Annotated in this window: 25 protein-coding genes; 4 read left to right on the top strand and 21 right to left on the bottom strand. The window is 51.8% G+C overall.

What is annotated here, in order from left to right; genetic code table 11:
• Positions 1-2: 2 nt before the first annotated feature.
• The 16 genes from glmU to mnmG form a co-directional block, all read right to left on the bottom strand.
• Positions 3-1370, bottom strand: a complete 1368-nt coding sequence (gene glmU, locus EL386_RS15420) for a bifunctional UDP-N-acetylglucosamine diphosphorylase/glucosamine-1-phosphate N-acetyltransferase GlmU (RefSeq protein ID WP_126457132.1) — start codon at positions 1368-1370, stop codon at positions 3-5.
• A 45-nt stretch (positions 1371-1415) separates the two neighbouring features.
• Positions 1416-1931 (bottom strand): FKBP-type peptidyl-prolyl cis-trans isomerase, encoded by a 516-nt coding sequence (locus tag EL386_RS15425; RefSeq protein ID WP_126457134.1) that lies wholly within the window; start codon positions 1929-1931, stop codon positions 1416-1418.
• Positions 1932-1954: 23 nt separating this feature from the next.
• Complete coding sequence (locus tag EL386_RS15430; RefSeq protein ID WP_126457136.1) at positions 1955-2380, bottom strand: F0F1 ATP synthase subunit epsilon; 426 nt, start codon at positions 2378-2380, stop codon at positions 1955-1957.
• Positions 2381-2404: 24 nt separating this feature from the next.
• Positions 2405-3781 (bottom strand): F0F1 ATP synthase subunit beta, encoded by a 1377-nt coding sequence (atpD, locus tag EL386_RS15435; RefSeq protein WP_126457138.1) that lies wholly within the window; start codon positions 3779-3781, stop codon positions 2405-2407.
• A 39-nt stretch (positions 3782-3820) separates the two neighbouring features.
• Positions 3821-4684, bottom strand: a complete 864-nt coding sequence (gene atpG, locus EL386_RS15440; protein WP_126457140.1) for a F0F1 ATP synthase subunit gamma — start codon at positions 4682-4684, stop codon at positions 3821-3823.
• A gap of 21 nt (positions 4685-4705) precedes the next feature.
• Positions 4706-6250, bottom strand: a complete 1545-nt coding sequence (atpA, locus tag EL386_RS15445; protein ID WP_126457142.1) for a F0F1 ATP synthase subunit alpha — start codon at positions 6248-6250, stop codon at positions 4706-4708.
• 63 nt (positions 6251-6313) lie between these two features.
• Positions 6314-6847 carry a F0F1 ATP synthase subunit delta gene (locus EL386_RS15450; protein ID WP_126457144.1) on the bottom strand — a complete coding sequence of 178 codons (534 nt, stop codon included), beginning with the start codon at positions 6845-6847 and terminating at the stop codon, positions 6314-6316.
• Between the two features lie 15 nt (positions 6848-6862).
• Positions 6863-7333 (bottom strand): F0F1 ATP synthase subunit B, encoded by a 471-nt coding sequence (locus EL386_RS15455; protein ID WP_126457146.1) that lies wholly within the window; start codon positions 7331-7333, stop codon positions 6863-6865.
• A gap of 55 nt (positions 7334-7388) precedes the next feature.
• Positions 7389-7625: a F0F1 ATP synthase subunit C gene (gene atpE / locus EL386_RS15460; protein WP_172597778.1), complete on the bottom strand. Its 237-nt coding sequence runs from the start codon at positions 7623-7625 to the stop codon at positions 7389-7391.
• Positions 7626-7683: 58 nt separating this feature from the next.
• Positions 7684-8571 carry a F0F1 ATP synthase subunit A gene (gene atpB, locus EL386_RS15465; RefSeq protein WP_126457150.1) on the bottom strand — a complete coding sequence of 296 codons (888 nt, stop codon included), beginning with the start codon at positions 8569-8571 and terminating at the stop codon, positions 7684-7686.
• Positions 8572-8583: 12 nt separating this feature from the next.
• Complete coding sequence (locus tag EL386_RS15470; protein ID WP_126457152.1) at positions 8584-8934, bottom strand: ATP synthase subunit I; 351 nt, start codon at positions 8932-8934, stop codon at positions 8584-8586.
• Positions 8935-9163: 229 nt separating this feature from the next.
• A complete protein-coding gene (locus tag EL386_RS15475; RefSeq protein WP_126457153.1) occupies positions 9164-10036 on the bottom strand; it encodes a ParB/RepB/Spo0J family partition protein in 873 nt (290 codons plus the stop codon).
• 30 nt (positions 10037-10066) lie between these two features.
• Positions 10067-10864 carry a ParA family protein gene (locus EL386_RS15480; protein WP_126457155.1) on the bottom strand — a complete coding sequence of 266 codons (798 nt, stop codon included), beginning with the start codon at positions 10862-10864 and terminating at the stop codon, positions 10067-10069.
• Between the two features lie 100 nt (positions 10865-10964).
• A complete protein-coding gene (gene rsmG, locus EL386_RS15485; protein ID WP_126457157.1) occupies positions 10965-11588 on the bottom strand; it encodes a 16S rRNA (guanine(527)-N(7))-methyltransferase RsmG in 624 nt (207 codons plus the stop codon).
• Between the two features lie 25 nt (positions 11589-11613).
• Entirely contained in the window at positions 11614-12081 is a 468-nt protein-coding gene (locus tag EL386_RS15490) for a DUF302 domain-containing protein (RefSeq protein WP_126457158.1), read from the bottom strand.
• 125 nt (positions 12082-12206) lie between these two features.
• Positions 12207-14135 carry a tRNA uridine-5-carboxymethylaminomethyl(34) synthesis enzyme MnmG gene (mnmG, locus tag EL386_RS15495; RefSeq protein ID WP_126457160.1) on the bottom strand — a complete coding sequence of 643 codons (1929 nt, stop codon included), beginning with the start codon at positions 14133-14135 and terminating at the stop codon, positions 12207-12209.
• A 197-nt stretch (positions 14136-14332) separates the two neighbouring features.
• Here mnmG and EL386_RS15500 point away from each other — a divergent pair, with 197 nt between their 5' ends.
• Genes EL386_RS15500 through EL386_RS15515 form a run of 4 tightly spaced genes read left to right on the top strand, consistent with a single transcriptional unit; the run spans position 14333 to position 16198 of the window.
• Positions 14333-14536: a hypothetical protein gene (locus tag EL386_RS15500; RefSeq protein WP_126457161.1), complete on the top strand. Its 204-nt coding sequence runs from the start codon at positions 14333-14335 to the stop codon at positions 14534-14536.
• A 15-nt stretch (positions 14537-14551) separates the two neighbouring features.
• Complete coding sequence (locus tag EL386_RS15505) at positions 14552-15295, top strand: TIGR04255 family protein (protein WP_126457162.1); 744 nt, start codon at positions 14552-14554, stop codon at positions 15293-15295.
• Positions 15292-15783: a hypothetical protein gene (locus tag EL386_RS15510; protein WP_126457163.1), complete on the top strand. Its 492-nt coding sequence runs from the start codon at positions 15292-15294 to the stop codon at positions 15781-15783. Before EL386_RS15505 ends, EL386_RS15510 begins: the two co-directional genes overlap by 4 nt.
• On the top strand, positions 15695-16198 hold the full coding sequence (locus EL386_RS15515) for a hypothetical protein (RefSeq protein WP_126457164.1): 504 nt from the start codon (positions 15695-15697) through the stop codon (positions 16196-16198). The genes EL386_RS15510 and EL386_RS15515 overlap by 89 nt, the downstream gene beginning before the upstream one ends.
• Positions 16199-16206: 8 nt before the next feature.
• Here the strand turns inward: EL386_RS15515 and mnmE are convergent, their stop codons facing one another.
• From mnmE to rpmH, 5 genes are all read right to left on the bottom strand, one after another.
• Positions 16207-17553: a tRNA uridine-5-carboxymethylaminomethyl(34) synthesis GTPase MnmE gene (gene mnmE, locus EL386_RS15520; protein WP_197722122.1), complete on the bottom strand. Its 1347-nt coding sequence runs from the start codon at positions 17551-17553 to the stop codon at positions 16207-16209.
• 45 nt (positions 17554-17598) lie between these two features.
• Positions 17599-19233, bottom strand: coding sequence for a membrane protein insertase YidC (yidC, locus tag EL386_RS15525; RefSeq protein ID WP_126457166.1), 1635 nt, complete (start codon positions 19231-19233; stop codon positions 17599-17601).
• Positions 19234-19236: 3 nt separating this feature from the next.
• Positions 19237-19470, bottom strand: coding sequence for a membrane protein insertion efficiency factor YidD (gene yidD, locus EL386_RS15530; protein ID WP_126457167.1), 234 nt, complete (start codon positions 19468-19470; stop codon positions 19237-19239).
• A complete protein-coding gene (gene rnpA / locus EL386_RS15535; RefSeq protein ID WP_126457168.1) occupies positions 19455-19814 on the bottom strand; it encodes a ribonuclease P protein component in 360 nt (119 codons plus the stop codon). The genes yidD and rnpA overlap by 16 nt, the downstream gene beginning before the upstream one ends.
• Positions 19815-19876: 62 nt before the next feature.
• Positions 19877-20011 carry a 50S ribosomal protein L34 gene (gene rpmH / locus EL386_RS15540; RefSeq protein ID WP_126457169.1) on the bottom strand — a complete coding sequence of 45 codons (135 nt, stop codon included), beginning with the start codon at positions 20009-20011 and terminating at the stop codon, positions 19877-19879.
• Between the last annotated feature and the right edge of the window lie 157 nt (positions 20012-20168).

The following is a 20168-nucleotide window of genomic DNA, read 5'->3' on the forward strand; positions in this document are numbered from 1 at the left end:
TGCTATTCCTTGGTCTTTGTAGGCCGCTGCCAGTTTTTCAGGGTTTTTTGCGGGCTACGACTTAAGGTCAGGCCATCGGCCGGTACATCTTTGCTAATCGTCGAGCCTGCACCAATTGTTGCATTTTTGCCGATTTCCACCGGGGCAACCAGCTGACTGCATGACCCCACAAAGGCGTTATCGCCTATTACGGTCTGGTGTTTGTTGGCACCATCATAATTACAGGTAATCGTACCGGCACCTATGTTTACACCCTTGCCCAGGGTCGCATCACCAATATAACTCAGGTGATTAACCTTCGAGCCTTCACCAATAGTTGAATTCTTTACTTCGACAAAATTACCGACCCGGGATCGATCAGCCAGCCTTGCGCCCGGACGCAAACGGGCAAAGGGACCAACTGCGCAATGCGCGCCAACTTCGGCCTCTTCGATGACACAGTTGGCCTCTATATGGGTGCCGTCACCAATGAGACAATCTTTTAGCACGACGTTCGGGCCTATTTTTACCTTATCACCAAGACGCACCTGACCCTCGATAATGACATTGATATCAATCTGCACATCCTGACCACACTCCAGCTCGCCACGAATATCGATCCGGGCCGGGTCACGCAGGCTCACACCTGCTCGCATCAAGTCATCTGCTTTCATCATTTGATAATAACGTTCCAGGCGTGCCAGTTGAAGCCTGTCATTAACGCCCTCAACCTCATAACTGTTATTTGCCTGAACGGTTCTTACCTCAATGCCGTCAGAAACGGCCATGCCGATAATATCCGTCAGATAATATTCACCCTGAGCATTGTCATTTCCCAGCCTGCCCAGCCAATTCTTTAGCTGCTTGCCCCTGACGGCCAGCATGCCGGTATTCACTTCCTTGATTAGCCGCTCGTCTTCACTGGCGTCCTTGTGCTCAACGATTCGCACAACCTTGCCAAGGCTATCACGGACAATCCTTCCATAGCCTGCCGGATCGACAAGTTCAATCGTCAGCAGGCCCATGCTCGTTGCGGCTACCTGCCCCAGCAAGGCCTGCAGGGTATCTTTCCGGACTAGTGGCACATCACCATACAGGATTAAAACCGTTTCATCGTCTTTGATAAACGGCAGGGCCTGAGCGACGGCATGACCGGTACCCAGTTGTTCCGGCTGCTCTATCCAGTTGGCCACCAGGTCGGTGAGCGTGTGTTGCACGATCTCACCCCCATGCCCATAAACAATATTCAATTGCACGGGCTCAAGGGCGCTTGCCGTCGCATAGACGTGCTCGAGCAGGCTCTTGTCGGCGAGTTGATGCAGGACTTTGGGCAGGGTTGAACGCATACGCGTACCCTGACCAGCAGCGAGAATAATTACGTTACAAGTCATGGCCTTATTGTTACCAAATTAGCCAGGATGCACAAATGCATTTATTTAGTGGCGGTCTGATACGGGCGGGGGGTTCATACTATCCAGGGCATAGTCCTGGGAAGGGCGGCCCTCGGCGAGTTCCTGCTCGGAGGCGTCACGAATAGCCATGACCTTGACGACGAAGGTCATGGTCTTGCCGGCAAAAGGGTGATTACCGTCAAGGGTAATCTGCTCACCCTCGATCTTGCTGACGGCAAAGGTCTTGGTCTCACCATTCTCGTTCTGGAACTGGACCTGGGCACCGATCTGACGGTATTCCTGCGGCACATTATCGATATTATCGGTAAAGGTGAGGTCCGGGTCATGTGCACCAAAACCTTCGCTGGGTGCTACCACGACCTCAATCGAATCACCGACCTGCTGGCCATCCAGTGCCTCTTCCAGTGCGGGTATCAGGCCACCCTGCACACCGTGCAGATAGCTGACCGGCACATCATTCTGCTCGATGGCCGTGCCGGATTTGTCTTTGATAAGGTAGGTAATATCGACCACCTTATTCTTTGTAATGCCGTCACTCATAGAATAGGGGGGCCGTATCGGATTTAGTGCTTACCCATCTTGCGGAGATGTTCGATGGTTCGCAGCTGTGCAACCGCCTCGGCCAGTTCGGCCTGGGCCTTGGCAAAATCCATCTTACCGGACTTATCAGTCAGGGCCTTCTCGGCACGCTTTTTCGCCTCAAGGGCCGCGGCCTCATCGATGTCCCTGGCACGTATTGCCGTATCGGCCAGCACGGTCACCACATGCGGCTGAACTTCCAGCATGCCACCGGAGACGTAGAAGAACTGCTCTTCCTTGCCTGCCGTTTGCAAACGTACTTCACCAGCCTTCAGTGGCGTCAGCATCTGGGTATGACGCGGTGCAATACCGACTTCACCCATAATTGCTGGTGCATAGACCATCTCGGCAGTACCGGAAAAGATTTCCTCTTCCGCACTAACGATGTCGACATGAATTGTCATTGCCATGTTTTTTTTGCCTCAGCAGCTAGCTTACAAGCTTTTCGCTTTCTCAACAGCTTCTTCGATGGTGCCAACCATGTAGAAGGCCTGCTCTGGAAGCGCGTCGTACTCACCGTTAAGAATACCCTTAAAGGCGCTGATTGTTTCAGACATCGTGACGTACTTACCCGGTGCGCCGGTAAAGACTTCGGCAACGAAGAAAGGCTGTGACAGGAAGCGCTGAATCTTACGTGCGCGTGATACAGCCTGCTTATCTTCTTCTGAAAGCTCATCCATACCCAGAATGGCGATAATATCTTTCAGTTCTTTATAACGCTGCAGGATACCCTGAACGCCACGGGCGATATCATAATGTTCCTGACCAACAACCAGTGGGTCGAGCTGACGTGATGTTGAATCAAGCGGGTCCACAGCAGGGTAAATACCCAGCTCGGCAATCTGGCGTGACAACACGAGTGTTGCGTCCAGGTGGGCAAAGGTGGTGGCTGGTGACGGGTCAGTCAAGTCATCGGCGGGCACGTATACGGCCTGGAATGATGTGATCGAACCGGTTTTGGTTGAAGTAATACGTTCCTGCAGGGCACCCATTTCTTCAGCCAATGTAGGCTGGTAACCCACAGCAGAAGGCATACGACCCAACAATGCAGATACTTCGGTACCGGCCAGTGTGTAACGGTAGATGTTATCGATAAACATCAACACGTCACGACCTTCGTCACGGAAGTGCTCAGCCATGGTCAAACCGGTCAGCGCAACACGCAGACGGTTACCAGGAGGCTCATTCATCTGGCCGTAAACCAGAGATACCTTATCGAGAACGCCGCCTTCTTCCATTTCGTAGTAGAAGTCGTTACCTTCACGAGTACGTTCACCCACACCGGCGAATACAGAGAAACCACTGTGCTCAACGGCGATGTTACGAATCAATTCCATCAGGGTAACTGTCTTACCCACACCGGCACCACCGAACAGACCAATCTTACCGCCCTTGGCGATAGGCATGATCAGGTCGATAACCTTAATACCGGTTTCGAGGATTTCAACCGAAGCAGACTGCTCGTCAAACGAAGGTGGCAGACGGTGAATCGGCATGGTCTTTTCAGCACCGATTGGGCCGAAGTTATCTATCGGCTCACCCAGTACGTTCATGATGCGACCCAGTGTCTTCTGACCAACGGGCACATTAATTGCCGCACCCGTGTTCGAAACACTCAAGCCACGACGCAGACCATCAGTCGTTCCCATTGCGATGGTTCGCACGATGCCGTCACCCAGCTGTGCCTGTACTTCGAGCGTCAGATTTTTATCATCGACACGTAGTGCATCGTAGATTTTAGGTACGCTATCACGCGGAAATTCCACGTCGACAACGGCACCAATTACTTCCACAACGTTGCCAAGACTCATGCTACTTTCCTCTCTAATCTGAATTCTTTAGTCCGAAACCTAAACAGCAGCTGCGCCGCTGACGATTTCAGAAATTTCCTGTGTGATAGCTGCCTGACGCGCCTTGTTATAGACAAGTTGCAGGTCACTAATAATGTCGCCCGCATTGTCTGATGCGCTTTTCATCGCAATCATACGAGCGGACATTTCACAGGCAATATTTTCGACTACACCCTGGTAAACCAGTGACTCAACGTAACGCATCAGCAATGCGTCAAGCACATCCTTTGCATTAGGCTCGTAGATGTAGTCCCAGTGGTATTGCAGTTCTTCGTCGGCCTTCTTCTGTTCAAGCGGCAGTACCTGTTCGATATGCGCTTCCTGGGTCATGGTGTTAACAAAATCATTAAACACCAGGTAAACGCGGTCAATTTTGCCTTCATCGTAGGCATCCAGCATGACCTTGACCGAACCAATCAGATCATGGGCACGTGGTGCATCACCAATAGCCGAAAGCTCAGAGACAATATTGGCACTGACTCGCGAGAAAAAGCTGACAGCCTTTTTACCAATCGTACAGACATCGATATCGACGCCCTTGTCTGACCATTCTTTCATGGAATTAACGACGGCCTTGAACAGGTTAATATTCAAACCACCACATAGACCCCGGTCAGAGGAAACGACGATATAACCGACACGCTTTACATCGCGCTCGATAAGGTAAGGATGCTTGTACTCAGGGTGTGCGTTAGCAAGATGCCCGATCACATTGCGCATCTTGTCCGCATAGGGACGTGCAGCCGCCATGCGATCCTGCGCCTTGCGCATCTTGCTCGCGGCTACCATCTCCATTGCCTTGGTGATCTTCTGAGTGTTCTGAACACTCTTGATCTTGGTGCGTATTTCTTTTGCGCCGGCCATTGCTCTGCTCGCTTATCCTAATTAAAAGGCGTGGTTTGCCTTGAAGTCCTCAATCGCTGCCTTTAACTCGGCCTCGATCTCGTCGTTCCAGTCACCGGTTTCGTTAATCTTGCCGATCAGTGCGGCCTGGCTGCTATTCATGTAGCTAAGCAGGGCGGCTTCAAAATCAACAACCTTATTAACGTCAACATCATCAATGTAGCCTTCGTTGGCGGCATACAGGGATGTGGCCATTTCAGCAATCGATAGCGGGCTGTACTGAGCCTGCTTCATCAATTCTGTAACGCGCTGACCACGGGCAATCTGATTACGTGTGGTTTCATCAAGGTCAGAAGCAAACTGTGCAAATGCAGCCAGTTCACGATACTGGGCCAGTGCCAGACGAACGCTACCACCAAGCTTCTTAATAATCTTGGTCTGCGCCGCACCACCAACACGTGATACAGAAAGACCGGCGTTAATAGCCGGGCGGATACCGGCGTTGAACAAATCCGACTCAAGGAAGATCTGACCGTCAGTAATCGAAATTACATTTGTCGGAACGAAGGCGGATACGTCACCGGCCTGCGTTTCAATGATTGGCAAGGCGGTCAAAGAACCGGTCTTACCCTTCACTTCACCATTGGTGAGACGCTCAACTTCTTTATCATTAATACGTGCAGCACGTTCTAATAGACGTGAGTGCAGGTAGAAAACATCACCTGGGTAGGCTTCACGACCCGGTGGGCGTTTCAACAACAGAGATACCTGACGGTAGGCCCAGGCCTGCTTGGTCAAATCATCATACACAATCAGTGCATCTTCACCACGGTCACGGAAGTATTCGCCCATGGTACAACCGGAGTAAGGTGCAATGTACTGCAGGGCAGCGGAATCAGAGGCCGGTGCAGCAACGATGATGGTGTGATCCAGGGCGCCATGTTCTTCCAGCTTGCGAACGACGCCAGCAATAGAAGAGGCCTTCTGACCAACTGCAACGTAGACACATTTAACACCGGTGCCTTTCTGGTTGATGATGGCATCAATCGCTACAGCAGTCTTACCTGTCTGGCGGTCACCAATAATCAACTCACGCTGACCACGGCCAATTGGCACCATGGCATCAATGGCCTTCAGACCGGTCTGCACTGGCTGGTCAACTGACTTACGTTCAATAACACCCGGGGCAACCTTCTCAATTGGTGCGGTACCGGCAGCAGCGATGTCGCCTTTACCATCGATAGGATTACCGAGTGAGTCAACAACACGACCCAGCAGACCCTCACCAATTGGCACTTCAAGAATACGACCGGTGCATTTTACCTTGTCACCTTCAGTGATGTGCTTGTATTCACCAAGCACCACGGCGCCGACGGAGTCGCGCTCAAGGTTAAGTGCCATGCCGAAGGTTCCGCCAGGGAACTCGATCATTTCACCCTGCATCACGTCGTCTAGGCCGTGGATACGTGCGATGCCGTCAGTCAAGCTAACGACAGTACCTTCAGTACGAGCTTCAGCACTAGCCTCAAATTTCTGGATGCGCTGTTTAATCAGCTCGCTGATTTCTGATGGATTCAGTTGCTGCATAAGTTTATCCCCACAAGTGCTTGGCCATGCCGCCCACTCGATGCTGTTTCCTTTAAAAAATCTTTATACCAATGCGGTCGTAAATTTCTCGAGACGCCCGCGCATAGAACCGTCAATTACTGTATCGCCAGCGCGGATAATCGCTCCGCCCAACAAACTTTCGTCTGTCTCACACTGTAGTATTACCTCGCGCTCAAAGCGCTTCTTCAGTGCGGCAATGATCTCAGCTTGCTGTGCATCGTTGAGTGGCTTGGCGGATATAACTCTCGCCTCAATACTGCCTTCCTCATCGGCGCGCAATTTTTCAAACAGTTCCGCGATTTCCGGCAGCGCAGCCAGTCGACCATTTTCTGCCAGCAGGCGAATGAAATTGTGACCATTGTCATCCAAACGATCGCTACAAACTGCAATAAACAGTTCAGCGCGCTGATCAACTGTCAGGTTTGGATTTTCAATCGCCTCGGCCATAGCCTCGTCGCCAGCTACGGTGGCGGCGAACGCCAGAGAATCTGACCAGGCCTGTAACGCACCAGCTTCACGCGCCAGGTCAAATGCGGCCTGTGCGTAAGGTCGTGCGACAGTAATGAGTTCAGACATCGTCTAGCCTCTCGATTAAATTTGCGTTGCAAGTTTCTTGATCATGTCGTCATGCACGCTGGCATCAACTTCACGTTCAAGGACCCTTTCAGCACCGATAATGACGATTTTGCCCAATTCGGCACGCAGTGCTTCTTTTGCACGTTGTACTTCCTGGTCAATCTCGGCCTTGGCGGCGGTGAGCAGGCGTTCACCCTCTGCTCGCGCATCAGTCTTTGACTCTTCAACCACTTCGCCGGCACGCTTCTGCGCCTGATTGATGATGTCAGCGGCGTTCTGCTTGGCTTCATGCAACAATTCGCTGGCACGCTTCTTGGCCAGCTCCTGTTCATGCTGACCACGCTCGGCGGCGGCAAGACCATCTGCGATCTGTGTTTTGCGCGTATGCAGTGCATTAATAATCGGCGACCATACAAATTTTTTGCAGAAAATTACGAACGCCACAAAGACGATCATCTCTGCAATCAAGGTAAGGTTAATATTCATACCAGTATCCCGATTGAGTTAGATTGCGTTCAGTTATCTAAACAGTCGCGTAAACTTAAGCGACAGCAAAAATTACGTAGAAGGCAATACCCACAGCGATCATTGGTACGGCGTCAACCAGACCCATAACAATAAAGAACTGTGTACGCAGCATTGGAATCAGCTCAGGCTGACGTGCGGCACCTTCAAGAAAGCGGCCACCCAGCACACCAATACCAACGGCTGCACCCAGTGCGCCCAGACCCATCATTAATGCGCCAGCGATGTATAACAGTGCTTGTTCCATGATTATCTCCTGATTAGTTCTCTAAAAATTGAAAATAAAATTACGTAAAAAATTAAATAAATACTTAATGGTGCGAATGCGCCATATCCATATATACGATGGTCAGCGTCATGAAAATAAATGCCTGCAGCGTAACAATCAGAATATGGAAGATCGCCCAACCCATGTGCAGGAAGCCACCAAATATGCCCAGCGTCAGACCGGCATTGAACATGATGGCAATCAGAATAAAGATCATTTCACCGGCGTACATATTACCGAACAGTCGCAGTGACAATGAAATTGGCTTGGCAATCAGTGATACAAATTCGAGCAGGAAGTTAACCGGAATCAGTCCGACTTGAACCACCTTGTTACTTGACTGGAAGGGCATCAGGGTCAATTCACCCGCAAAACCACCGACACCTTTAATCTTCACACTATAGAAAATGGTCAGTAAGAAAATGACGATTGCCATGCCGAAGGTGGCATTCGGATCGGTTGAAGGCACCACCTTCATAAAGGCTGAATGCGGGTCTATACCAAATAATGGCGCCACCCATACTTCAAACGCTTTCGGGATAAAATCAACCGGGATCAGGTCCATGGCGTTCATCAGGAAGACCCAGACAAACACGGTCAGGGCCAGTGGCGCGACCAGGTCATTCTTGGAGGTAAACGATCCACGCACACTGCTATTAATAAATTCGACAATCCACTCGACAAAGTTTTGCAGACCGGCAGGTACCCCTGCGGTGGCAGTCTTCGCCGCTTTATGAAAGAAATACAGAAATATTACACCCAGCAGAATCGACCAAAACATCGTATCCACATGAATCGCCCAAAAACCCATTTCCTTGGCTTCGGCGGCATTATGCGCCAGACCCCAACTCCCGTCAGGATGCTTGCCATAGGTCAGATTTTGCAGGTGATGCTTGATGTAGCCTGTCGTAGTAAGCGTATCTCCAGCCATTGCCTTTTAATCTCAAGTTCTAGAATTCGGTCCGGCGACATATTGTCCTGCGAGCGCCACAATAAAACCGGCTATTAATGCCAGCGGCGGCAGCTTCCATACACCCATACCCAGGGCAAACAGGGCAATTGTCACTACAAATCGCTCTATTGCGCATCGCATCAAGATGCGCAAATTGTGCTCTGCATTGGCCCGCGCCTGGCGTTCTGCCTTGCGCAATGCCCAGTGCTGCAGCAACACGTTAATCAGTATTATCGAACCGCCCAGTAACGTTGCCGCCACGCCGGGCCAGGACAATATATAACCTGCCGCGGCGGCCACCATGACAACACAAAAAACTATAAAAATCAGTTGTCTACGCATTGTTGCTGGCCGTTGGTTCGAGCCGTATGGAAGGTCATCGTTCACCGCGAGGGGTGAGCCGTCATCATTTGATACTAGGATATAGCGTGAAAAATGATTCTGTGACGTTTCAATACGGGCGCGAAGTATAAAGATTCACGCCCACAGGGTCAATCATTGATCTATAAACCACGACTATTTTGTTATTAAAAAAAATAATCACTGCGCCGGGTGGCCAGGATCACCCGTTTTACTTGATATGGCCGAGGATCCCGTCGAGTTCGTCGAGACTATTGTATTGGATGCTGAGCTTGCCTTTGCCCTTGGCCGTGTGCTGGATTTGCACCTTGGCGCCTAACTTGGCCGACAATTCATCCTGAAATCGACGGATATCCGGGTCAAGGTGGGTGGTTGCGGCCGGTTTGGCACGCTTGCTCTGCTCGCTTTCCCTGCGCACCAGTTGTTCGGTTTCACGCACTGACAGGCCTCGCTTGACGACCTGCTGTGCGGCGGTGGTTTGTGCATTTCCGCGCAGGCCCAGCAGGGCGCGGCCATGGCCCATCTCCAGATCACCCTTCTCGAGCATACGCTGCACGCCCTCATTCAGCTCCTGCAGGCGCAGCAGATTCGACACCGCGGCACGCGAGCGACCCACGGCCTCGGCGGCCTGCTGGTGGGTCATCTCAAACTCATTGATCAGGCGCTGCAGGGCGTGGGCCTCTTCGAGTGGGTTCAGGTCTTCGCGCTGGATATTCTCAATAAGCGCCATGGCGATGGCGGCAGAGTCCGAGACGTCGCGGATCACGGCCGGGATATTGTGCAGACCAGCCAGTTGCGAGGCACGCCAGCGGCGTTCACCGGCGATGATCTCGTACTTGCCGCCGCCAATCGGTCGCACGACGATCGGCTGCACCACACCCTGGGCACGAATCGAGTCAGCCAGTTCCTGCAGGCTCTCGTTATGCATGTCGACACGCGGCTGATACTTGCCGCGTTGCATCAGGTCGATAGGGAGTTCGCGCAGGTCATTGTTCTTGCCAGCCGGTTCGTTCGTTGCGGAAATGGCGGCACCGCCAAGCAATGCATCCAGGCCTCGCCCGAGTCCACGTTTTTTTGTTGCCATGCTTTTGATATTCCTGAAGGTAAGCGTTTGCTAACCGCCGGCCGCTTCGGCGACGGGTTGTTGCTGTTGTTCTCGACGTAAAATTTCACCGGCCAAGGCCAGATAGGCCTGCGCGCCACGCGAGGCCTTGTCATAGACAATCACCGGCATGCCGTGGCTCGGCGCCTCGGCCAGGCGGACATTTCTTGGTACCAGGGTACGATAAACCCGATCACCGAAGTGGGTCATGAGTTGATTTGAGACATCATTGGCCAGCTTGTTGCGCGGGTCAAACATGGTGCGTAACAGGCCTTCGATCTGTAAGCCCGGGTTCACACTCGCCCGAATCTGTTCGATGGTCTCGACCAGGGCCGATAATCCCTCGAGTGCATAATATTCACACTGCATCGGGATGATCACGCCTTGCGCGGCGGTCAGGGCATTCAGAGTCAACATATTCAGAGAGGGCGGACAATCGATTAATATGTAATCGTAGTCATCGCTCACTTCAGCCAGGGCATCGCGCAAACGACGCTCACGCCCCTCACTGTTCATCAGGGCCACTTCCGCCGCGGTCAGGTCGCTGTTGCTCGGCAGCACACTCAGACCGGGTAACTCTGTATCCAGTCGGCTCTGGGCGATCGTTGCCTCACCGAGCAAGACATCACACACTGTTCGTTCGACTTCATACTTGTCGATGCCGGAACCCATGGTCGCATTACCCTGCGGGTCGAGGTCGATCAACAACACACGACGTTTGGTCACCGCCAGCGAGGCGGCAAGATTCACGCAGGTCGTGGTTTTTCCGACGCCGCCCTTCTGATTTGTGATGGCAAAAATTCGACTCATGGTGTCTGTTCAACACTCTTTAATCTTATATTAAGAGGTTATTCCCACAGCGGGGTCGACTAGTTTCCGCCCTCAGGCGTCAACTTGCAAGGAGATCTGGTCACAGATTTTGTTTTAGAACCAGCACATGCCGCTCGCCGACCACGCCCGGCACGGCGAGTTTATGGGCTTCGCAGGACCATTGTCTCGGCAAGTGATTGATTTCCTCCTCCGGCAATTTACCTTTCATCGCCAGCAGACAGCCCTTATCAGCAAGCAGGTGTCCTGTGGCGGCAACAAAATCCCCCGTGGCGGTAAAGGCCCGTGAGGTAATCGTGTCGAATAAGGCCTTGGGCGCATAGTCCTCGATCCGTGCCTGTACCACTTCAACATTCTTCAGGCCCAGTTCTGCCACGGTCTGGGTGACAAAGCGGGTGCGTTTCAGGGCGCTGTCGAGCAAGACAAACTCGCATTCGGGTTCGGCAATCGCCAGCGGGATACCGGGCAGGCCGGCGCCGGTGCCGACATCGAGGATACGCCGGCCCGCTAGGTAGGGGCGGATACTCAGGGCATCAAGCAGGTGTTGGGGCACCATCTGAGCCGGATCGCGGACCGCGGTCAGGTTATAGACCTTGTTCCACTTTTCGAGCAGCGTTAGGTACCGCAGTAATGCAGATTGCTGGTCTTCGTCCAGGGCGCATTGCATTGTGTGTAAACCCTGTGCAAGCGCACTGGCCAAAGACATACAGCATCCTTATCGGGGTGAGTGTTTACTTCGCCTTATCATCTGCCATGGTGGCAGCATTCGTCAGGTTGTTGAGGGCACCGGTCATCTTCTTGACGATCTCGGCGCGGTCCTTAATGCCATGACGGTTGGCAATATACTTTGGGTCATTGTAGGTCAGCCAGACCTGGCCCTTTTTATCTTCCCAGGCCAGGGCCTTCAGCGGCAGGTCGATGCCGGAGGTCTGGTTGCTGGTGAACATATGGCTACCCAGTTTAGGGTTACCGAAGATCAACAATTCAGTAGGGCGTAAGGGAATGCCGATTTTCTTTGCCCCGGCATCGTGGCTCCAGCGCGTGACAATGGTGATGCCCTTTTCCTTTAGTGCATTTTCGAGTCGGTCGAGGGTGACCTTGACGCTGTGGTGACTTTTTTTATTGATCAAGCCCTGGTTGTCGGCAACGGCCATACTGCTCATCATTAACATTATCCCTAACAGTAAGATCTTCTTCATGGTGGATTCCTCTTCTCGTTTTTACTTCCTTAAGGTTAAGCAGGTCACGTTCCTCGCGAACTGGCCTGCCAGAAAAGCTTTACAGCATATGCCTTCGACCACAGTGAGGGCTGTGAGTTTCCCGCTTATGCCTGCTTACGCTCGCGCTTTTTCAGGTGCACCAATAATAAAGAAATCGCCGCCGGTGTCACACCCGGGATACGTGAGGCCTGGGCGATAGTGGCCGGTCGCTGCGCACTAAACTTCTGCGCCACCTCGGTCGACAGGCCGATGACATTGCTATAGTCGATGTCTTCAGGCAGGGCCTTGGCCTCGTTGCGGCGCAGGCGTTCGATCTCGTCACGCTGGCGATCAATATAACCGGCATACTTGGCCTGTACCTGTACCTGTTCAGCGACAACCGGATCTGCCACACCCGGTCCCGCGCACAACAGGCTGGTCAGTACGTCATAATTCACATCCGGGCGGCGTAACAGGTCCATGAGTGAGGCCTCACGGGAGAGCGTCTGACCGATCACGCGGATCATGTCTTCATCTGGCACACTGCCGGGGCGCAGCCATGTTGTGCGCAGACGCTGCTGTTCCTGCTCAATCGCCTCGCGCTTGGTATCAAAGGCACGCCAGCGCGCATCGTCCACCAGACCCATCTCACGGCCTGCTTCGGTCAGGCGCAGGTCGGCATTGTCTTCACGTAATAACAAACGGTACTCGGCCCGGCTCGTGAACATACGATAGGGCTCGTTCGTCCCGCAGGTGACAAGGTCGTCAATGAGCACACCCATATAGGCCTCATCGCGGCGCGGTGACCAGGCCTCCTGTTCTCGTGTCTGCCGGGCCGCATTCAAGCCGGCGATCAGGCCCTGTGCGGCGGCCTCTTCATAGCCGGTAGTGCCGTTGATCTGGCCGGCAAAGAACAAACCCTGGATATATTTCGTTTCCAGTGACGGCCTCAGGTCACGCGGGTCAAAATAATCATATTCGATTGCGTAACCGGGGCGGGTGATATGCGCGTTCTCAAAACCCTTGATGGAACGCACAAAGGCATACTGCACATCAAACGGCAGACTGGTCGAGATGCCGTTCGGGTAAACCTCGTACGTGTTCAGGCCCTCCGGCTCGATAAAGATCTGATGTGAATCCTTGTCGGCAAAGCGCACGATCTTGTCTTCAATCGACGGACAGTAGCGCGGGCCGACGCCTTCAATAACACCGGTATACATCGGCGAACGATCCAGGCCGTTGCGAATCAGGTCGTGGGTCTGTGCACTCGTATAGGTAATGTAACAGGGCAGTTGTTGCGGGTGTTCGGCAACTGAGCCCATAAATGAGAACACCGGCTCCGGTCTATCACCGTCCTGTTTCGCCAAGCCGGCATAATCAATCGTGCGGCCATCGATGCGCGGCGGCGTACCGGTCTTCAGGCGCTCAACCCGGAAGGGTAGTTCGCGCAGACGTTCTGACAGGGCATTCGCCGGTGGGTCCCCTGCACGACCGCCCTGATAATTGGCCTCACCGATATGGATGCGGCCACCGAGGAAGGTGCCGACCGTCAACACCACAGTACGGGCGGCAAAACGCAGGCCCATCTGCGTGACCACACCCGTGACCCGCTCGCCTTCAACCATCAGGTCATCGACGGCCTGCTGAAAGATCGACAGGTTCGGGCTGGCCGCTCCCGGCTTCCTGCCTCCTGCGGCATTAGGACCTCCATGTCCGTCATTCTCCAGCGCATTGCGCACGAACTGTTTGTATAGCGCGCGATCGGCCTGCGCACGGGTCGCGCGCACGGCCGGGCCCTTGCTCGCGTTCAGGGTCCGAAACTGGATACCGGCATGGTCAATGGCGCGCGCCATCAGGCCACCGAGGGCATCGACCTCTTTAACCAGGTGGCCCTTGCCGATGCCGCCAATGGCCGGGTTACAACTCATCTGCCCGAGGGTATCGATATTATGTGTCAGCAGCAGGGTACGCGCACCCGTGCGCGCCGCGGCCAGGGCGGCCTCGGTGCCGGCGTGTCCGCCGCCGATCACAATCACATCAAAACTTTCTTTCACAAAAAACCCTTAAAAATCACTTAGATATAGGATATTTCAGTATTTTACTTGTCTTTGACTTAAATTACCTACATATATTTAAAAATATCTTTATAAGATTCTTATTAGATTCTAATAAGACTTTAATTAGATACTTATTTCTCTAAATTGACTATAATTTCATCAATATATGAATAATTATATTGCTGTGAATACCAATGGCTAAACGAAATGGAATCGACACAACTAAACTTCAACCAACAGTTGACGTAAATACTCGTCGCATTGTCGAAGAAATGATTCAATTAGGAATTTACGGCTCAAATTCTTCAGAAGTTACTTCGTGGATCATTAGAACTTGGATTTGGGAAAATCATAAGTCTCTTAGGGAAAATGGAATTGATATATCTAGAATTAAATAATGGACTAATAACGAGATGATTGATCGCAGACATTTAATCAATGCGCCTATAAAAGAAGCATTAATTGATATCCAAGTTGTATTACCAGATGATATCGACTTGTCCCAATTTCAATCATATACACTTAATGGCTACCCAACTAGTGACCCTATTAACCAAGGTAAATTCGGGTTTCACTTAGAGCAGGGAAGACCTGCCCGCACAAGTATCGATGAAAGCTTTTTAGGTATAAGATTTACAACAGCGGATGAAACACAAGTAGTTCAGTTTAAGAAAAATGGATTTACATTTAGCAGGTTAGAACCGTATGAGAATTGGGAGACTATGCGTGACGAAGCGCATAGACTTTGGGATATTTATAAAGATATGTTCAACCCCACTAGGATTATTAGGGCTGCAACAAGATATATCAATTTATTAAATATACCTGGAGCTCATTATGAAAATATACAACAATTTTTAATTGCTCCACCAGTTATACCTAAAGGATTGCCAACTTCTATTGATAGTTATCTATCGAGAGTTGTAATTTCTGAAGAATCTTTTGGGGGTAAATGTATAGTTACACATGCACTTGAACAATTTGATGAAGATAATAATATATCGCCAATTGTTTTAGATATTGATACATTTATTGATTGCCAAATCGATATAGGCGATGAAAGCAATTGTTGGGGTGCATTAGAACAATTACATGATTTTAAAAATCTTATATTTTTCGAAAGCATAACTGAAGAAATGGCGGAGCTTTGTAAATGAGTGCTTTAACTTTAAACGATATTGGTTTTGAAGATCGAATATTTAATACAGGTTCTAGCAAAAGTTCCAATCACCTTGCAGAACTTATAAAACTATCGTTAAATCATTATGAAGAGCCTGTTTCTTTACAGAGGAAATCTCGTTCTTTAGCATCCCTGCAAGATTTCTTTAACGAACACTCTACAGAAAATTGGGATGGTTATGGTGCTCTACCACTATCTAATGATGCACTAGCTGATTGTAAGGAATTTCTTAAAAATATTCCTGCGGATGTTTCTTTTCCAGATTTAATACCCGAACCAAGTGGTGGTATAGGTTTTCAGTGGAAGAAATCTAAGGATTGGGTTTTCATCGTAAGCTTTAAGGGAAATAATATCTTATCGTATGCTGGAATATTCGGTGCAGGAAACAAAAACCATGGCCAACATATTTTCCGTAACAGCATTCCCAAAATTATTCTCGAGAATATTAAACGCATTATCGTTTAAGCGCGAATCAGAGGATGATCTTACGATAGCTCATCGTGAGCCTATCTCAAGATATATATTTAATAAGAGGCACTTCCGAAGACTAAAAGGCACCGTAGAGTATGGTGCCTTTTTACCTAACCCAAAAAACAATGAAACTTCTGTCTTTAGAGTTAAAGGGCTGTCAGAAGATAGAATATGGAATATAGGTTTCAATCATGTTGCTAAAGATCGAATTGAAAGTCTAAAGTCTCGTGCTGATATTTTATCTACAGATATATCAATACTTTCTGATAACGTGCTATCCGTCGTAAAAGAAACCTCCTCACATAAACTTCATGCAAATATTGTAGGTTGGCCTAGTGAGGATCATGAACAAATAATGCTTGCTACAGAACTTGCGAATGAATCCAAGCTAGTCTTGCCGCCTAAATAGCCATTTTCTTACTTACCTATACAGAAACTGCTGAAAATCGCGCCGAGCAGATCATCGCTGCTGTACTCCCCGGTGATCTCGCCCAGCGCATGGTGGGCCTGCCTGAGGTCCTCGGCGAGCAACTCACCGGCCTGCGCCTGCTCCAGTGCCTGCAGGCCATGTCCGACCAGGTCTGTCGCACGCTGCAAGGCATCCAGATGACGACGGCGGGCACTAAAGGTGTTCGTCGTCGCCTCACGGTAGCCGGCACAATCCTTTAGATAGGTCTTCAGCGCGGTGATCCCAAGGCCTGCCTTGGCCGAGACGTAGACGTGTTCACCTTGTTCATTGTGTTCGACGTCCGCCCCATGCCCGCTTAGGTCGATCTTGTTATGCACCCTCGTTATGGGCAAGCCTTTTGGCAAACGACTTAGCAGCGCCTCCGCCTCGGCCGTCATGCCCTGCTGATCGTCGACGACAAACAATATGCGGTCGGCCTTTTCGATCTCCTGCCAGGCGCGACGAATGCCCTCTTGCTCAACTTCATCACCGGCCTCGCGCAGTCCGGCCGTATCAATAATCTGCAGGGGCAAACCGTCGATCTGGATCGACTCGCGCAACACATCTCGCGTGGTACCGGGAATAGCGGTAACAATAGCCGTGTCGCGTGCGGCGAGGGCATTTAACAGACTCGATTTACCGGCATTCGGCAGGCCGGCGATCACCAACACCAGGCCTTCACGTAAGACACAACCCTGTTGGGCATCGGCCATCAACTGTTGCAGGGAGCCGAGCAGGGCACGGACGTCTTTGCGCACCTTGTCGTCGCCAAGAAAATCGATCTCCTCTTCGGGAAAGTCGATCGCGGCCTCAACATAGATACGCAACTGCACCATCTCATCAGACAACGCATGCACCTGTCTGGAGAACTCGCCCTCGAGTGAACGCAGTGCGGCACGTGCCGCCTGACTACTGCCACTGTCGATAAGGTCGGCGATCGCCTCGGCCTGGATCAGGTCGAGGCGATCATTCATAAAGGCACGTTCGGAAAATTCACCGGGTCGGGCCGGTCGGGCACCGAGACGACAGGCCTCGGCGAGCAGCATATCCATGACCACGGTGCCACCATGGCCCTGGAGTTCAAGGACGTCTTCACCGGTAAAGGAATTCGGCGCGGGGAAATACAGGGCAACACCCTCATCGATGCTGTTGTCTTCGGCATCACGAAAACGCCGCAATACCGCCTTGCGCGCCGGTGGCAACGCTCCGAGCAGGGCCTCGGCGATACTTGTCACCTTTGGCCCGGAGAGGCGGACGATGCCGATGCCGCCGCGACCGGGTGGCGTCGCCAGGGCAGCAATGGTTTCGTTACTCAAGCGCAACTCCTTACGCTATATCTCCGGCCATCAACACATAGTGTGCTAGCCAGCGATGCGTTTCGTGATCACCCACTGCTGCGTAATAGACAGGACGTTATTCGCCACCCAGTACAGCACCAGGCCGGACGGGAAGAAGGCGAAGAACACGGTGAAGACGATCGGCAACATCATCATGATCTTGGCCTGTACCGGGTCGATGGGTGCCGGATTCAGCTTTTGCTGAATCAGCATCGAGGCCCCCATAAGCAGGGGCAAGACGTAGTAAGGGTCTTTACTGGAGAGGTCATCCAGCCAGAGGATGAACGGCGCCTGGCGCATCTCGACACTTTCCAGCAACACCCAATAGAGGGCGATAAAGACCGGGATCTGCACAAGGATAGGCAGACAACCACCGAGTGGATTGATCTTCTCTTCCTTGTAGATCTTCATCATCGCCTGTTGCATGCCCTGCTTGTCATCACCAAAGCGTTCCTTCAGGGACTGCAGACGCGGGTGGACGCGACGCAGGTTGGCCATGGATTTGTAACTGGTCTCTGACAGCTTGTAGAACATCAGCTTGATAGCAATCGTCAGCAGGATAATCGTCCAGCCCCAGTTACCGACTACCGACTGGATCCATTTCATGAGCCAGAAGATCGGTTCGGCTAGAATGGTCAGCCAACCATAGTCGACGGTCAGCTCCAGGTTTGGCGCCAGCTCTTTTAACTGCTCTTGCAGTTTCGGGCCGACGTAGGCACGTGCCTTGATACTGCCGCTACTGCCCGGGGCAATACTGGCCTGTGGGGTAACCATACCAATGACGTACTTGTTACCCTCGGAGACTTTTGTATAGGCGTGGTGAGTTTGACCCTCGTCACCAATCCAGGCGCCGACGAAGTAGTGCTGGATCATGGCCACCCAACCCTGTTTGATCTCCAGCTTCAGGTCCTGGTCCTGCATGTCATCGAAATTAATCTTTTCGTAGGGATTGTCTTTCGTCGAAACCACACCGCCGGTATAGGTGTAAAGGAAGCGGGACTTTTCAACACCGGTATCCTCGGTGCGTTTGAACTGACGATACATGCTGCCCTGCCAGGCCTTCGGCGTGTGATTGGCGACGCGGTATTCAAGTTCAAAGTCGTAACGCCCACGGTGGAAGGTATACACCTTGTCAACAACCAGGCCTTCGGCATTACGCCAGTGCAGGACAACTTCAAGTTTGTCCTCACCGTCTTTGAGGCTGTAACGGTCGGCGTCGCTACTATAAGGTGCGGAATGATTTGGTGCACCACCGCCTAACAGGCCCGTCTGGCTAATAAACAGGTGTGGCATCCGATCACTCAGGCCGTCGCTCATCAGGGCAAACGGCTGATCCGGCTCCTTGGCCGTGGTCGGATACTTTAAAAGGTAGGCCTTCTTAATATCACCGCCCTGGCTATCGAGTTCGATGTCGTAGACATCCGTATGCACCTTGATGCGCTTGCCGCGGCTGGCCACGCTATCCGGCGTAGCACGCAGACTGGCAACCGTGCCCGGTGCCTGCGGCACATCTGCCGGTGCAGCGGCGGTTACGTCCTGACCAGTGGCCTGCGTGGCAACCGGTGTAGCGGTCTGGCCATAATCTTTCTCCCATGCCTGCCACATCATAAATACAACCAGGACGAGGGCGGCGAAAAGCATTGTGCGGAATGTATCCATCTTCTATTTCTTCTTTAACTCGTTTAATTCAGGGACCGGGTCCATACCGCCCGGGTGCCAGGGGTGACAACGCAGGATGCGACGAATGGCGAGATAAACGCCGCGCAAACTTCCGTGCCGTTCAATAGCGGTATGAGCATAACAGGAACAGGTCGGGTAGAAACGACACTGCTGACCCACCCACGGGCTGAGAACCAGTTGGTAAAAGCGGATGAGGCCGATCAGGATTCTTTGCATCGCTGGTTAAGAACCTTCCAGTGTTTGTTAAGTGCGCCAGTAATGATTTCGTTGCTGGTATTATCCACGCCCTTGCGCGCCAATACCACGATATCAAGTCCGGACAACAAGGTCTGGTTATGTCGAAAACTTTCTCGAATGAGTCGCTTGATACGGTTTCTGTCTACCGCCTGACGTATGTGTTTTTTGGCAATGGCCAAACCCAAGCGCGGATAGGTTTGTTGATTGGCGACGGCTAACACAGTGAATTCTGGACTGGTAGACTTGCAGGCCTGCTGAAAAACATGCTGAAAGTCTGCAGGGCAGGTAAGCCTGAGGCGACGACTAAAGTCAGTTTCACTCACCCGCTTGCATCTGCCTGTAATGCTGGCGGCGCCCAGTTGTGGTCGCCACACCTGCGCCTGCTTTAGGCGCTTAGTACAGCGCGGCCCTTGGCACGGCGTGCATTAATGATCTTGCGGCCGTTCTTGGTGGCCATACGGGCACGGAAGCCGTGGTTACGCTTGCGCTTCAGTGTGCTGGGCTGAAATGTTCTTTTCATGTCAGTGCCTGTCGATGTCTGTTTCGGTCAATATTCCCCGCGACCATTTGGCCGAGGGCGGAAAAGCAGCGTAATGTACTGCCTGGGGACCCCGACTGTCAACTTTTTTACCTAAAATCAGCAACAAACAAGGTTGTGGATAACTTTTCCACACGGC

The organism is Sulfuriflexus mobilis (genome assembly GCF_003967195.1).
Classification (GTDB): domain Bacteria; phylum Pseudomonadota; class Gammaproteobacteria; order AKS1; family AKS1; genus Sulfuriflexus; species Sulfuriflexus mobilis.

Bases quoted from the DNA above. Each gene is read 5' to 3' on its own strand.
- glmU (WP_126457132.1), bottom strand. From the start codon at position 1,370: ATGACTTGTAACGTAATTATTCTCGCTGCTGGTCAGGGTACGCGTATG.
- EL386_RS15425 (WP_126457134.1), bottom strand. From the start codon at position 1,931: ATGAGTGACGGCATTACAAAGAATAAGGTGGTCGATATTACCTACCTT.
- EL386_RS15430 (WP_126457136.1), bottom strand. From the start codon at position 2,380: ATGGCAATGACAATTCATGTCGACATCGTTAGTGCGGAAGAGGAAATC.
- atpD (WP_126457138.1), bottom strand. From the start codon at position 3,781: ATGAGTCTTGGCAACGTTGTGGAAGTAATTGGTGCCGTTGTCGACGTG.
- atpG (WP_126457140.1), bottom strand. From the start codon at position 4,684: ATGGCCGGCGCAAAAGAAATACGCACCAAGATCAAGAGTGTTCAGAAC.
- atpA (WP_126457142.1), bottom strand. From the start codon at position 6,250: ATGCAGCAACTGAATCCATCAGAAATCAGCGAGCTGATTAAACAGCGC.
- EL386_RS15450 (WP_126457144.1), bottom strand. From the start codon at position 6,847: ATGTCTGAACTCATTACTGTCGCACGACCTTACGCACAGGCCGCATTT.
- EL386_RS15455 (WP_126457146.1), bottom strand. From the start codon at position 7,333: ATGAATATTAACCTTACCTTGATTGCAGAGATGATCGTCTTTGTGGCG.
- atpB (WP_126457150.1), bottom strand. From the start codon at position 8,571: ATGGCTGGAGATACGCTTACTACGACAGGCTACATCAAGCATCACCTG.
- EL386_RS15470 (WP_126457152.1), bottom strand. From the start codon at position 8,934: ATGCGTAGACAACTGATTTTTATAGTTTTTTGTGTTGTCATGGTGGCC.
- EL386_RS15475 (WP_126457153.1), bottom strand. From the start codon at position 10,036: ATGGCAACAAAAAAACGTGGACTCGGGCGAGGCCTGGATGCATTGCTT.
- EL386_RS15480 (WP_126457155.1), bottom strand. From the start codon at position 10,864: ATGAGTCGAATTTTTGCCATCACAAATCAGAAGGGCGGCGTCGGAAAA.
- rsmG (WP_126457157.1), bottom strand. From the start codon at position 11,588: ATGTCTTTGGCCAGTGCGCTTGCACAGGGTTTACACACAATGCAATGC.
- EL386_RS15490 (WP_126457158.1), bottom strand. From the start codon at position 12,081: ATGAAGAAGATCTTACTGTTAGGGATAATGTTAATGATGAGCAGTATG.
- EL386_RS15500 (WP_126457161.1), top strand. From the start codon at position 14,333: ATGGCTAAACGAAATGGAATCGACACAACTAAACTTCAACCAACAGTT.
- EL386_RS15505 (WP_126457162.1), top strand. From the start codon at position 14,552: ATGATTGATCGCAGACATTTAATCAATGCGCCTATAAAAGAAGCATTA.
- EL386_RS15510 (WP_126457163.1), top strand. From the start codon at position 15,292: ATGAGTGCTTTAACTTTAAACGATATTGGTTTTGAAGATCGAATATTT.
- yidC (WP_126457166.1), bottom strand. From the start codon at position 19,233: ATGGATACATTCCGCACAATGCTTTTCGCCGCCCTCGTCCTGGTTGTA.
- yidD (WP_126457167.1), bottom strand. From the start codon at position 19,470: ATGCAAAGAATCCTGATCGGCCTCATCCGCTTTTACCAACTGGTTCTC.
- rpmH (WP_126457169.1), bottom strand. From the start codon at position 20,011: ATGAAAAGAACATTTCAGCCCAGCACACTGAAGCGCAAGCGTAACCAC.